At 35.6% G+C, this 13,488-nt stretch carries 16 protein-coding genes and 1 riboswitch; of the genes, 7 read left to right on the top strand and 9 right to left on the bottom strand.

Annotated features, from left to right (window positions below; genetic code table 11):
* The 3 genes from ribE to ACUL40_RS12750 all read right to left on the bottom strand — a co-directional run bounded on the left by ribE (nt 1) and on the right by ACUL40_RS12750 (nt 2,585).
* Nucleotides 1-645: a riboflavin synthase subunit alpha gene (gene ribE, locus ACUL40_RS12760; RefSeq protein WP_000493908.1), complete on the bottom strand. Its 645-nt coding sequence runs from the start codon at nt 643-645 to the stop codon at nt 1-3.
* A complete protein-coding gene (ribD, locus tag ACUL40_RS12755) occupies nt 627-1,739 on the bottom strand; it encodes a bifunctional diaminohydroxyphosphoribosylaminopyrimidine deaminase/5-amino-6-(5-phosphoribosylamino)uracil reductase RibD (RefSeq protein ID WP_445422654.1) in 1,113 nt (370 codons plus the stop codon). The genes ribE and ribD overlap by 19 nt, the downstream gene beginning before the upstream one ends.
* Before the next feature lie 305 nt (nt 1,740-2,044).
* Nucleotides 2,045-2,188, bottom strand: a riboswitch (FMN riboswitch).
* Nucleotides 2,189-2,378: 190 nt separating this feature from the next.
* Nucleotides 2,379-2,585 carry a CDGSH iron-sulfur domain-containing protein gene (locus ACUL40_RS12750; protein ID WP_001151582.1) on the bottom strand — a complete coding sequence of 69 codons (207 nt, stop codon included), beginning with the start codon at nt 2,583-2,585 and terminating at the stop codon, nt 2,379-2,381.
* 139 nt (nt 2,586-2,724) lie between these two features.
* On the opposite strand from ACUL40_RS12750, the gene ACUL40_RS12745 reads away from it, so the two are divergent.
* Nucleotides 2,725-2,970 (top strand): DUF2552 family protein, encoded by a 246-nt coding sequence (locus ACUL40_RS12745; RefSeq protein WP_000360793.1) that lies wholly within the window; start codon nt 2,725-2,727, stop codon nt 2,968-2,970.
* A 9-nt stretch (nt 2,971-2,979) separates the two neighbouring features.
* Here the strand turns inward: ACUL40_RS12745 and ACUL40_RS12740 are convergent, their stop codons facing one another.
* The gene (locus ACUL40_RS12740) at nt 2,980-3,906 is read right to left on the bottom strand and encodes an alpha/beta hydrolase (RefSeq protein ID WP_000819235.1); all 927 of its coding nucleotides are present in this window, start codon (nt 3,904-3,906) and stop codon (nt 2,980-2,982) included.
* Between the two features lie 81 nt (nt 3,907-3,987).
* On the opposite strand from ACUL40_RS12740, the gene ACUL40_RS12735 reads away from it, so the two are divergent.
* Entirely contained in the window at nt 3,988-4,470 is a 483-nt protein-coding gene (locus tag ACUL40_RS12735) for a GNAT family N-acetyltransferase (protein ID WP_000902429.1), read from the top strand.
* A 99-nt stretch (nt 4,471-4,569) separates the two neighbouring features.
* Entirely contained in the window at nt 4,570-5,433 is an 864-nt protein-coding gene (locus ACUL40_RS12730; protein ID WP_445422653.1) for a LacI family DNA-binding transcriptional regulator, read from the top strand.
* Between the two features lie 24 nt (nt 5,434-5,457).
* Here ACUL40_RS12730 and ACUL40_RS12725 read toward each other — a convergent pair whose 3' ends face one another.
* Both ACUL40_RS12725 and ACUL40_RS12720 read right to left on the bottom strand, forming a co-directional pair.
* Entirely contained in the window at nt 5,458-6,777 is a 1,320-nt protein-coding gene (locus tag ACUL40_RS12725; protein WP_000994817.1) for a Na+/H+ antiporter family protein, read from the bottom strand.
* 131 nt (nt 6,778-6,908) lie between these two features.
* Nucleotides 6,909-7,907 carry an alpha/beta fold hydrolase gene (locus tag ACUL40_RS12720; RefSeq protein ID WP_000898969.1) on the bottom strand — a complete coding sequence of 333 codons (999 nt, stop codon included), beginning with the start codon at nt 7,905-7,907 and terminating at the stop codon, nt 6,909-6,911.
* 121 nt (nt 7,908-8,028) lie between these two features.
* On the opposite strand from ACUL40_RS12720, the gene ACUL40_RS12715 reads away from it, so the two are divergent.
* Entirely contained in the window at nt 8,029-8,505 is a 477-nt protein-coding gene (locus ACUL40_RS12715; RefSeq protein ID WP_000151931.1) for a ribbon-helix-helix domain-containing protein, read from the top strand.
* A gap of 124 nt (nt 8,506-8,629) precedes the next feature.
* Here the strand turns inward: ACUL40_RS12715 and ACUL40_RS12710 are convergent, their stop codons facing one another.
* A complete protein-coding gene (locus tag ACUL40_RS12710) occupies nt 8,630-10,219 on the bottom strand; it encodes a bifunctional metallophosphatase/5'-nucleotidase (protein WP_000265551.1) in 1,590 nt (529 codons plus the stop codon).
* 200 nt (nt 10,220-10,419) lie between these two features.
* Between ACUL40_RS12710 and ACUL40_RS12705 the strand changes: the two genes are divergently transcribed.
* From ACUL40_RS12705 to ACUL40_RS12695, 3 genes are all read left to right on the top strand, one after another.
* The gene (locus tag ACUL40_RS12705; protein WP_000727561.1) at nt 10,420-10,683 is read left to right on the top strand and encodes a YqkE family protein; all 264 of its coding nucleotides are present in this window, start codon (nt 10,420-10,422) and stop codon (nt 10,681-10,683) included.
* Between the two features lie 67 nt (nt 10,684-10,750).
* A complete protein-coding gene (locus ACUL40_RS12700; RefSeq protein ID WP_001227190.1) occupies nt 10,751-11,275 on the top strand; it encodes a GrpB family protein in 525 nt (174 codons plus the stop codon).
* Between the two features lie 127 nt (nt 11,276-11,402).
* A complete protein-coding gene (locus tag ACUL40_RS12695; RefSeq protein WP_000547993.1) occupies nt 11,403-12,230 on the top strand; it encodes an aldo/keto reductase in 828 nt (275 codons plus the stop codon).
* Nucleotides 12,231-12,288: 58 nt separating this feature from the next.
* Here ACUL40_RS12695 and ACUL40_RS12690 read toward each other — a convergent pair whose 3' ends face one another.
* Together ACUL40_RS12690 and mciZ are read right to left on the bottom strand one after the other, a co-directional pair.
* The gene (locus ACUL40_RS12690) at nt 12,289-13,203 is read right to left on the bottom strand and encodes an aldo/keto reductase (RefSeq protein WP_000747210.1); all 915 of its coding nucleotides are present in this window, start codon (nt 13,201-13,203) and stop codon (nt 12,289-12,291) included.
* A gap of 92 nt (nt 13,204-13,295) precedes the next feature.
* Complete coding sequence (mciZ, locus tag ACUL40_RS12685; RefSeq protein ID WP_000870302.1) at nt 13,296-13,430, bottom strand: Z-ring formation inhibitor MciZ; 135 nt, start codon at nt 13,428-13,430, stop codon at nt 13,296-13,298.
* Nucleotides 13,431-13,488: the final 58 nt, after the last annotated feature.

Raw genomic sequence — 13,488 nt, 5'->3', positions numbered from 1 at the left:
TTATAGAAATCCGTTTTCTTGTAAAAAGCTTTCGGTCATTGAACCTACTCGTTTTGTAGGTTTAGTAATAAAGCGTTCAATATATTTACCAATCATGTCACACTCAATGTTTACGATATCTCCGGCATTTTTTGCTCCAATGACAGATTCGCTTACTGTGTGCGGGATGAGTGAAATCGTTATGGAAGATTCGTCTATATCAAATATCGTTAAACTCGTTCCATCAACAGCAATGGACCCTTTCTGCAAACAATAGCGCAGTAGTTCATCAGAAATTGCTATTTTGTAATAGACGGCATTGTAATGTTGTTTTTTATTTAAAATCGTTCCGATTCCATCAATATGTCCTGAAACGAAATGTCCACCGAATCGTCCGTTTGCAGCCATTGCGCGCTCTAAATTTACTTTAGAGTGCGGTTTAAGCATGCGAAGTGATGTCGACTGCATCGTTTCAGGCATTGCATCAACTGTAAATGAAGTAGTTGTAAAGCTTGTTACAGTTAAGCAAATACCGTTAACCGCGATACTATCACCTAAGTGAACATCTGATAAAATTTTTTTTGCATGAATCGTTAATTTCATCGCTTCTCCGCTTTGTTGCATGTTTGCTATCGTTCCTAATTCTTCTACAATTCCTGTAAACATTTCGTCACCTCGTTTCGGGCATTCGCAATGATTTTTATATCATCACCAATTTGTTTCATCTCTTGAATTTTCAAGGAAAGCGCATTTTGTAATTTTGAAAAACCATTTCCTCCAAATAAAGTAGGAGCATCTTTCCCACCAATTAATTTCGGACTTATATAGGTTACAATTTCATTAAAATTGTTTGTTTTTAAGAAACTTGCATGAATCGATTGGCCACCTTCAACGAATAGAGAAAGAATTTGTTTCTCTCCAAGAAAGGAAAGAAGGTCCTCGATTTCTATATGTTTCGTTTCCATTTGGAATATAGCTATATTTTTAGATTCATAAGAAGATATCTTCTCTTCCTTTACATCCTTACCGACAATAATCCATGTCGGTGCTAAACCATCTGTTATAACATGAGAAGATGGTGGCGTTCGTAAATGGGTATCTAAAACAACGCGAATAGGATGTTTCCCACCATTTGGAATTCTTGTTGTTAAATGAGGATTATCAGCTATAACTGTATTCACTCCAACAAGAATTGCATCATGTGTATGGCGATATTGGTGAACATCAGCACGTGCTTCTTCACCTGTAATCCACTTACTTTCACCAGTTACAGTTGCTGTTTTTCCATCTAAGCTCATCGCTGTTTTGATTGTTACAAAAGGGCGCTTCGTTTTCATGTAGTGAAAAAAGTAGCGATTTAATAAAACTGCTTCTGCTTCAAGAACACCGGTCGTTACTTCAATTCTAGCTTCCTCTAATCTTCTTTTTCCGTTACCAGAAACGAGCGGATTACAATCGAGAGTAGCAATTACAACACGCTTAACTCCTTTTTCGATGAGCAATTCACAACAAGGTGGTGTTTTTCCAAAGTGGCTACACGGTTCCAGTGTTACATAAACGGTAGCGTCTTTGGCGTTCTGACCAGCCATTTGAAGGGCATGAACTTCTGCGTGTTCTTCACCAGCTCGTAAATGAGCCCCCATACCAACGATGTTTCCATCTTTTACAACAACAGCACCAACCATAGGATTTGGACTTGTTTGTCCTGATGTCCCTTCTGCTAACTGCAGGGCAATCCTCATATATTCTTGATCTGTCATTTTCTTCACCTCTCCTAAAAAAATCAAAAAACCCCAAGGATTTAATATCCTTGGGGTTTGGGAGACGTGATTTCTAGAAATATAGTTTGAATACGAAAGCATAGGAAAGAAACCTAACGATAATTGATATTTCTGCATAAGGAAAAAACCTAGCAAAATATCGAATTTTTAAACGCTAGTTGTCTCTTTTTATTTCAGCATAAAAAATAAGTATAGAAAATTAAACATATATAAAGAATCAAAATGAATCTTTAAAAATATGCATACTGAAATAAAAGTGTATTCACTATATAAAAAACTAGAAACATATCCTTCTCCCATCCAGACTATACTGTCGGCCCTAGAGTTTCACTAGATCCACCGTTTTCGAGTTGAAAACGGGTCACGGACTTAGAAGTTTTCACTTCATCACCGCCGGTTGGGAATTTCACCCGACCCCGAAGGATGCTGTTTGCTCAAATTATAGCACAAAAAAAATAAAAGGCTAGTAAAAAATATTCGAATGTGAAGAATTGTGTGAAAATATATGCAGGCTGGAATGGAAATAAAAGTATTAGAAATGTTGTAAGGAGAAGGGATATAACGGAGTTGCTAAAAAGAAAAAACATGCACAAAAAAATGTGCATGTCACATGTAAAATTATTCTGCCTCTGGTGCTCTAACAACAGATTCGAATTTACCTTTATGCGAAGCGTCGCAATAAGGCATATTTTTTGATAAACCACAACGGCATAAAGAAAATGCCGGTTTTGCTGGGAATACATTCCCTTGTGAGTCGACTAATTCCACGTCCCCTGTAACGCGAAAAGAGCCATTATCATTTACTTTAATTTGTACTTTTGCCAACGTTATCCCTCCTTCCCAAACGCTTAATTTCATCATATAATCAAGGGAAGTGCTTGACAATATAAAAAGAGCACTTTGTTTGAGAAAGAAGAGAGTGTTATAATAGTTTTCATAACTGACTAGAGTAAGGTGACGAGAGATGGATAAACAATTACATACATTACGAAACATTGCAAATGAGCGCACGTGGGCATCATTTTTGAATGATAATCATCCATATAGTTTGTTACATTGGTCCATTGCAGGTGTAGGGCAAGAGGCAAAGGATGTTTGGTTACTTCAAGATGAAGTAACATTTCAAACGACAGAATTCCCAACGTTAGATGATGCAATGCAATGGATTTCTGAAAATATGGAACAAGTTACAGACGTTTTAGCGCAATAAAAAACAGGCTTATGCAAGCCTGTTTTTTGTTTCTTTCACATATGTGTTTAAAAATTGATCGACGGCTGCTTCGTACTCTTCTTTATTTTCGTTATAAGAGCAAGCGTGTGCACCGTGTTCTGCAATATAAAGCTGCTTATTATTTTCTTTCGCTTCATATAATGCTTTTGTCATATCAGCTAAAATATAGTCGTCATCTTTACTATGAATAAAGAGAACGGGATTGTTAATGTTTTTTATACAGTCGATTGGTGAAACTTCACGAATTGTATAACCGTCACGAACTTTCAAAAATGCGTTTGCTAAAGGTAATAAAGGCCATTTTGGTAAATGGAATTCAACCTTTAAACGGTGCTGTAATTGTCCTTGAAAATCAGAGAAAGGACAATCTGCAATATAGAAATCAGCACCATCTTCTACAAGTCCTGCGTATTGAAGAAGTGTTGCAGCTCCCATAGATTCACCATGAATACCAAGTGTAATATTGGTGCCAAAACGGTTTTTTAGCCAGTCAACTACGGATTTTAAATCATGTTTTTCATAGTATCCATAGCTTGTTGTTTTTCCGCCAGTTTTACCATGACGACGATGATCGTAAATGAGGACGTTATATCCCCTTTTTAAGAATAAGTTTGCATATTTTACAGAGTTTATTTTATTTACAGTTACACCGTGGCAAAAAACCATAAACTTATTGGTGGAATGACCAGCAGGAATGTAATATCCGTGAAGGTCGTATCCGAATTGTGAAGGGATATGAATTTCTTCTTTATGAAGAGCATCAAAATCCTCTATACGAAAATGTTTTTTCGTTTCTCTTTCGAGTACTTCTTCCTCTGTTTTTTTCTTTAAGTACATCACTTTATTTGTAAAGAAAATCCCAAGGGCAGTTATTGCACCTAGTATAGTAAACAGTGCTGCAAAAAAACGTTTCATACTTTACCTCATCCTCCAAATACCGTTACATGTGATACACTTATATTGTATCACAATGATATAAAAGGGGAGAAATAGGAAATGCTGCATATACAAAAAATTACGCCAGCGATGAAAGAAACAATCCGGATGTTCATGTGTGAGAACTGGGGAAGTTCATTGATGGTTTCACGTGGTAAGGAACATCAGTTAGAAGAGTTGCCAGGATTTGTTGCGCTCTCAGATGACAGAATAATCGGAATTATAACGTATGAAGTGACCGGAAATATATGCGAAATTGTATCGCTAGATAGCTTTGAAGAAAGAAAAGGAATAGGGACGAAACTTGTGGATTGTGTATTACAAGTTGCAGAAGAAGAACGGTGCAGACAGGTTTGGCTTATTACAACAAATGATAATATGAATGCGTTACGATTTTACCAAAAACGTAATTTTGTAATGACTAATTTATATGTGAATGCGGTAGAGGAGGCACGAAAAATAAAGAAAGAAATTCCACGTATGGGATATGATAATATCCCAATTTTACATGAAATTCAGTTGGAGTATCGTTTAGTGAAATGATGTAACAATTTTCAGAAATATGAGTTATTAATCTTGACGGATAGTGTAATTTAGGTTACCGTAAAATTGTAATCTATTACCATATTAAGGGGTGACGATGTGGCAACTATACGTGATGTTGCAAAATTGGCAGGTGTTTCAGTCGCAACCGTTTCACGAGTTATTAATGAAAAAGGATACGTTCATGAGGACACAGTAAAACAAGTAAAGGAAGCAATTGAAGAATTACGTTATAGGCCAAACAGTGCAGCGAAGCCACTATTTAAAGAGAGTTCAACGATAATTGCATTACTTGTAGATAATTTATGTAACCAATCAAACATCACTTTGCTACATTGTATTGAGGAAATAGCATATAAAGAAGGCTATCAAATCATTATTTGTAATATAGAGAATAAAGATAGATACAGACATATGCTGAAGCAAAATAACATTGCAGGTGTTATTTTGACGAGAGCAGTTTTTAAAAGTGTAGGAGAAATTCCATTTCCATTTGTTGTGATCGATGAGCAACAATCACATGGAAATTATTATGAAAGTGGACAGAGAGCTGTTTCTTTATTAAAAGAGAAAGGGTGTCACTTTCTTGCATATTTCGGTGAGGGAGAAGAAAGTGAAGAAATGGAAGATCATATAGCAGGGTTTTTAGACGCTGTTTGGGATGAAGGAATCTCTTATCGAGAAGAATGTGTACAAGGGTATACAAATAAACAATTTATTACATTATTGCAAAACAATCCGTATATAGATGGAATTGTAGCCTCAAGTGATCAGATTGCTATTGAGTTAATTCGGTCAGCGAGATTTCTAAATATACATATACCAGATAAATTAAAAATTGTTGGACCGAATGGGAGTATAGAGTGTGAATGGATAGGTTCATCACTACCGACAATTGAAAGCTATGTCAAAGATAACGGAAAAGTAGCTTTTCAACAATTAAAAGGAAAAATAAAAAAGTAAAAGGTGCGTTTTATACGCACCTTTTTATAATGTAATTGCGGCAATAAAGCCAAATATAAGTAACGGTATATTGTAATGTAGAAAAGTGGGTACACATGTATCCCATATATGATGGTGCTGACCATCAGCATTTAAACCGGATGTTGGTCCAAGGGTACTATCCGATGCTGGAGATCCTGCGTCACCTAGTGCTCCGGCTGTACCGATAATTGCAATTGTGGCCATTGGACTAAATCCAAGCTGAATGCAAAGAGGTACAAAAATGGTTGTTAAGATAGGGATGGTTGAAAAGGATGAACCAATTCCCATCGTAACGAGAAGTCCAATAACGAGCATAAGAAATGCAGCGAGTGGTTTGTTATTTCCGATTATATGTGCACTCGTTTGCACTAGAGATTCAACATGTCCTGTTTTTCGAAGAACAGCGCCGAATCCAGCGGCAGCAATCATAACAAAGCCAATAAAGGACATCATACGCATTCCGCTTGTTAATATCGCATCTGCTTCTTTAAGTGGTAGACTGCCACTAACTGATAAGACGATAATACCTGCTAAAGCACCGAAAATCATTGATTCTGTTGTTAATTGAACAGTTAATGTAGCAATGATAGATAATAACCCGAAAGTAATGCTACGTTTTGTATAGGGAACGATTTCATTTTCGGTAGTATGAATTTGTTCTGTTTCATACGTACGAGGTTTTCGGTACGTAATGAATACCGCTACACATAATCCAATAATCATACCGATTGCTGGAATAGTCATTGCTTTTGGAATAAGTGTGACATCAAATGTAAGGCCGCTTTGCGCAGCGTTGGTTTGCAATACGTCATGATAAATTTTTCCGAACCCTGCAGGGATCCACATATAAGGAGTAATCAATCCAAATGTAATAATACATGTGACAAGTCTGCGATCCACTCTCAGCTCATTTAATACTTTTAAAAGTGCTGGAATTAAGATGGGGATGAAAGCAATGTGAACAGGAATCACATTTTGTGAGAAACAAGCCATCGTTAAAATAATGAATAAAATAAGTATTTTAGAATAAACTTGTTTTTTCGTGTCTTGTTCATTGCCAATCCATTTTAATGCAGTTTGAATCATAGCATCTGGAAGTCCTGTTTTGGAAAGGGAAATAGCGAAACCACCAAGCATTGCATAACTTAAAGCGATTGGAGCACTGTTTCCAAGACCAGTTGTAAAAGTGTTAATCGTTTCTGAAATACCGAGTCCGCCGATAAGTCCGCCTGTTAAAGCTCCAACAATGATGGCGACAATGACCTGGACACGTAACAAACTAAGCAATAGCATAATTGCTACTGCGACGAGTACAGCGTTCATAATAAATGTAATCTCCCTAAATTTTTATTCTGTTAAGACAAGTAAATATGAAACATTTTGCTATGTTTATACATACTTGCGACATATTATTATAAAATGTTTTCTATGAAATGTAAAAGAGCCTTTTGTTACTAATGCTGAAAAGCTAGTTCTTGTTTAATTGATTGTAAAGAATTAGCGAATAATTCTGGTTCTTCTAAATCAGGAGAATGTGCTGAATTTGGGAACCAAATCATCTTTTTTATAGGCGCTTCAATAATATCGCAATATTCCTGAACGAGTGCATAAGGAGTTTGATAATCATAGCGACCAGAACAAAAATAAACTGGAATAGATAAACTTGAGATAGAAGAAAAGAAATCGATTGTCAGCATTTCTTCCCATAAAATTCCAGATTTTAAATTTCCTGCGAGAAACTTGAACCAATCTAATAGCGTATATTCGGGAGAAAAGAAACCTTTTCGTATGAAAGAAAAGGAAGATCCGTTTTGGATTGCGCCTCCAAATGTGCCAAGCCACTTTCTTTGAATAATGAGACGTCTCGTATCTAAAAATGGTGGTTTGCCTAATTTTAAAAGGGAAGCTAATGCTTTTTTATGATCATGTTTTTTTGCAGAATGAATTAAATGTTGATATAGCAATTCTTCATTTTGTTTCATATGTACAATTTGCCCAATACCGATGTAAGCCTCGATATACTTTGGATATTGATGTGCTATGTTAAGCCCAATAATACTTCCCCAAGAATGACCAGCGAGAAATAGTTTTTGTTTGTTGAACTTTTTAAGTACATATTGAATCACTTCTTTTGCATCGGAAACGAATTGTTCGATTGTGAAATTTGCTCCGAAATCTTTCATTGAAAAGGATTTACCAGCTCCGCGCTGATCCCAATTAATAACAATAAATTGCTTCTCTAATTCTTTTTGAAAATGGCGAATAAATCCGATTTGTGCCATCCCAGGTCCGCCGTGACAGCATAATAAAATAGGTTGCTCTACGTTTTGTCCACGCATAAGGAGAGTTTGTTTTCGATTATTAATCATAACGCTTTCTATCGTAGCGATACTATTAGGAATGAGTTGTTTGTTTTCGTTATAGAACTGAGGGGTGTAGCTACGAAAAAGCATATTGAAAACCTCCTTTTGTGAAATCGTATGAATCGCACAGGCTATTCATTTTGCATATACTGTTAGAAAATCATTGTAACATACCATACTAGTGTCATTTCAACACGGGAGGAGGGAAATTGTGACGATTGGAGAAATTATAGATGGTTTAAATAGACGTGAATCCATCGCTATTATAGCAAAACGTCTTGAAATAAGCCCGTATACATTATCGAAGAAATTAAGATTGATTGGATACGAATATGATGGAGAGCAGAAGAAACGTATTTTTGTAGGAGATGGAGAAGAACCACGTCACTTACAACTCCAAGAAGCGACCGCCCTTCAATATGAGAAAACAGATTATCAATTATTAATTTATGAGCAATTACAAAGCATTTATGAGTTATTAAGAAAAAGAGAAGAAGTAATTGCACCAATTGTTAGTAAAAGTACAGAGAAAAAGAGACGAACCTTTTCTATTAATACAGAAATATTAGCAAGATTGGACCTTATATCAGAATCGAAAGGAATTCAAAAATCTAAACTTGTAGAAGAGGCGTTGCAACAATTTTTACAGCAATATGAAGTTGACAAAACATCACATTTTGATAACTAAAGAAAAGGATACTATGTTCATTAGAAGAACGAGTATCCTTTTTATGATGTATATTACGTATAAAATAGAGAATCAGTACAAATCCTTTATACGTGAAAAATGAAATTTATTATTAGAGAAACACTTAATTTACTTTTTGAATTCTTCCATCAATAACTGGCTGAATTGGTTCTTTTAATTGTTTTACGTAATTGACTAACGCTTCAAAGTCGTTTGGCCCAGTTTCTGCATTTTTACCATTTTTAAATGATACGAATCCATCACCGCCAGAAGCTAAGAAGGCATTTGCAACTACGCTATACGTTGTAGATGGAGATAATTCTTCTCCGTTTGTTAAACGTATATTTGTAACTTTTTCACCGTTTGGTTTATTTGCATCCCACGTATATTGAATACCTGAAATTTGAAGCATTCTTGTTGTTCCTTTTTGCCATTGCTGATTTAAAATATCGCGAATGTCTTGACCTGTTAAATCTACTTTAATCAATTGATTTCCAAAAGGTTGAATGCCGTATAACTCACCCCACGTAATATCACCAGCATCTAAGTCATTACGAATGCCACCAGGATTCATGAGGGAGATTTGAGTTTGCATCGTTTGACGCTGAGCATCGGCAACTAAATTTCCAAGAGTGGACTCACCAGCATCATTTTGTTTACGGTCGATAGGTGCTGTAGATTTTCCGACCACTTCATTTACAAGTGGTGCGATTTTTTCTTTATATTGATCTAGTTTTTTCTTTACTTGTTTATCAGGTTCTACACCTTCATGATACGTTGTAACAACTTCAGCTTTTTTCTTTACAATATCCTTTGTTTTACGATCAATTGTTACATCGACGTCTGAGAAAGCCATTCCGTATGAATTTGCTTGGACAATTAGTTTATTGTTTACTGTACCATTTACATACGTATGACTATGTCCACCGAAAATAACATCAACTTCTGGGTCTGTTTCATTTGCAATTCGAGTAAGATCGCCATTTGTTACCCCAGACTCATCGGTTGTTCCACCGACATGAGCAAGAACGACGATAGATTTAACGCCGAGGCGTTTTAATTGTTGTGTTGATTTATTAATTGCTTCTACTTCATCAGTAATTTGTACATTGTTAAGCATCGTAGGCATAACGACATTTGGTGTATCAGTTGTAACAACCCCAATGAATCCTACAGGAACACCATCTACCATTTTTACAGTAAATGGTGGTAAAAATAAGCGGCCAGTTGATTTGTTATAGAAATTAGCAGCTACATAGGGGAAGTTAGCCCCTTTGAAATTTCCTGTTTTTTCATGATATCCACCGTAAATGAGGCGTTTCATTTCATCAATGCCTTCATCAAATTCATGGTTCCCGATTGTACCGACATCAAATTTTAAGTCATTTAAAAATTCAATCGTCGGTTCATCTTGTAATAATGCTGAAACTGGTGGACTAGCTCCGACGATATCACCAGCATGTACGAGAAGTGTATTAGGGTTTTGTTTTTTATGTTCTTTTAAATAAGTAGCTAAGTAATCAGCGCCACCAGCTTCTTTATTATTGATTTTTTTAACAGTATCTAGTTGTCCATGGAGATCATTAATACCAAGCATTTGTACGTCTATGTAGCGGTTTTGTTCAGCTGGATTCTGAGATGGGGGAGCGGCAAATACGCTTGAAAAAGTAATGGTGCTTAAAACAGCAACGGCAGGAATAATTTTTTTCCACATAATATAATTCTCCTTTTTTATAATCTGACATCATACGACATAATTTTAATAGATTCATAGGATTATAGCTACATAAAAATTTAGTCTTTTCGAAAAATTAACATATTTACAAAAAGTGAATAATAGAGTAAAGACCCTTTTTTATTGTCGATTTCATTGTGTATCTACTATAATGGAGAAAAAAGTAAAAGGTGAGTAGCATGAAGAAAAAGAAACAAAGACAAATGCAAAGACAATCACAAGTGAATCAACCAAAGAAAGAAACACTTACATTAGGCGATCAATTAAATGATTCACTCATGCAACAATTAAAGAGTAAGAAGAAAGAGTTGCAAGTGAGGGAAGAGGAAAAAGAGGCAGCTGAACTGGAAAGAAAGCGCCAAGAACAAAAAGAACGTGAAAAGAATAAATCATTTGAAGAACTGCTAAGTGAAAGTAACCTTACTTGGAAAGACTTTAAATAATAAAAAAATGATCAGTGAAATACCACTGATCATTTTTTGACGAGCTTGTAAGAAAAGGGGAGTTAGAATGAGAAAAATTGTCGTTGTTCCACATGAAAACCATTGGAGTGAAAAATTTCAAATGGAGGCTAAAAGATTAAAATCAGCGATGCCAGAAACGGTAAAAATTTATCATATTGGAAGTACGTCAGTTCCCGGACTGGCAGCTAAACCTATTATTGATATGATCATGGAAGTAGAAAATATCGAAAGAGTAGATGGGTGGAATGAACGATTTATAGAGCTTGGTTACATCGTAAAAGGGGAAAATGGTATTTCAAGACGCCGATATTTTATTCATGGAACTGAAGAAAAACGCTCGTATCATTTACACGTGTTTGAAAAAGGAAATCCAGAGATAGTAAGGCATTTAGCATTTCGTGATTATATGATGGCTCATTGTGAAGAAGCAGAGGCATATGCAACCTTAAAGAAAGAATTAGCCGAAAAGTATACATATGATGGCGCGTTATATACGGAAGGAAAAAATGAGTTTGTGCGCAATGTGGATGAAAAAGCGAAAGAATGGAGAAAAAATAACGTGAATGAATGAGTTCACGCTATTTTTTAGCTATATAAAAGTGTTATGTAAACTGTACGTATGTTTTGACTTTTGGGATGAATCTTGTTGAAATAAAATTGTGGCTTATAAAAAATGTAACAATGAAAGGGAGACGACTGTGCATATTCCAACAACTACACTTCATAATGGCGTGAAAATGCCGATGATTGGTCTAGGCGTATATAAAGCGAAAGAAGGAGACGAAGTAAAGCAAGCAGTAAAAACAGCGTTAGAAGTTGGATACCGTTCGATTGATACAGCAACTGTATATGAAAATGAAAGCGGTGTCGGAGAGGCGATACGTGAATCAGGAATTCCAAGAGAAGATATATTTATTACAACAAAAGTATGGAACGACGATCAAGGATATGAGGAGACACTCGAGGCGTTTGAAAAGAGTTTGAAAAAATTACAAATGGACTATGTAGATTTATATTTAATACATTGGCCGGTAAGAGGGAAGTATGTTGATACGTACCGAGCTTTAGAGAAATTGTATGAAGAAGGTAAAGTGCGTGCGATTGGTGTTTCTAATTTTCATAAACATCATTTAGAACTATTATTACCAAATTGCAAAGTGAAGCCGATGGTAAACCAAGTGGAACTTCATCCGATGTTGACGCAATTTGAGTTGCGAAATTATTGTCAAGATGAGCAAATTCAAATGGAAGCATGGAGTCCGTTAATGAGGGGCGGAGAAGTATTCCAGCATCCAATCATTCAGGCTATTGCTAACAAATATGAAAAAACACCTGCACAAGTTATATTAAGGTGGGATATTCAAAGCGGGATTGTTACAATTCCTAAATCTGTTACACCATCTCGTATTAAAGAAAACTTTACTATTTCTGATTTTGCACTAACTGAAGAAGAGATACGTCAAATTAACACGTTGAATCGTGATTTACATGTAGGAACGAATCCTGATAAATATGATACGTTATAAAAAAGACTGTCTCCTAATACTGGAGACAGTCTTCTGTTTTATCGGTAATTCGATATTTTTAACGATGCAAAGCATATGTGTCATATTTAACAATCTTTTGAAGTTGTATATATTCTTCTTTCGTTAAAGGTAACTGTTGACTAGCTCGTATATTTTCCTGTAATTGTTGAAGAGAGCTTGCACCAGGTATAACAGCTGCAACAGTCTTATTATGTAAGCAATATTGAATAGCTGTTCCTGTTAAAGAGCGTTCTCCAATCATTTCTTTTACACTTGCTAGAGTTGCATGTAATTCATCGTAAGAATAAGAGAGATAATCCTTTTCCTTTACTCTTTCTATCTTTCTTGCATTATTGTCAGTTAAAATTCCTTTTGCAAGTGGCCCGCGGGCAATGACGCTAATTTGGTGTTCATTTAGAAGGGGGAACCATTCTTCTGGACGACGATTTAAAAGGTTATATTCCATTAGTACACTAACGATGTTTGAGCGTTTTGCATATTCACGAACGACATTTGGGCGTATAGAAGAAATACCGTAATGGCGAATAATACCTTCCTTTTTCAATTCTTCAAAAGCTTCAATTGTTTCATCTATTGGATCTTCAATTGTTCCGCCATGAAGTTGGTAAAGGTCAATATAATCAGTTTGAAGTCTACGTAAACTTTCCTTTACTTCAGTCTTTATGTAAGCTTTAGAAGGATCCCAAGACCAGCCATTTTTTTCTTCTGTCCAACGATTTCCAACCTTCGTTGTAAGTACAATTTGGTCTCTTCTTCCCTTCAAGGCTTTTCCAACAAATTCTTCATTTAATCCGTAATCATATAAATCTGCTGTATCAAAAAAATTAATTCCTAAATCGATCGCTTCATCGATAATATGCATAGCTTCTGTTTCAGATGTACCGAGAGACATACAGCCAAGGCCCATTTCTGTAACAAACAAATCTGAGTTTCCTAATTGACGTTTTTTCATAGGTCAACCTCCTTACCTTTATTGTACGAGAGGGAAAAGAGGTTGACAAACGTTTACTTTTCGCTTCGCATTAACTGCCCGTAAAAGCATGATTAATGTTTCACTTTATTTGCTGTAATCCACTCTTGTACAGTTGTATACTCTTTGCTATATTGCTTTAGCTTATGGCGAATTTGCCATGCTTTTCCGACTAAAGTGACGCGATTTGGTAAAATATAAACTTTCATTTCTATCACGCTCCTTTCAATGTGGTAAAATGTATGAGGAAAGAATAGGAAATAGAAC

The sequence above is a fragment of the Bacillus sp. KNSH39 genome (genome assembly GCF_052656585.1).
This window is presented reverse-complemented; position numbering and strand designations above follow the sequence as displayed.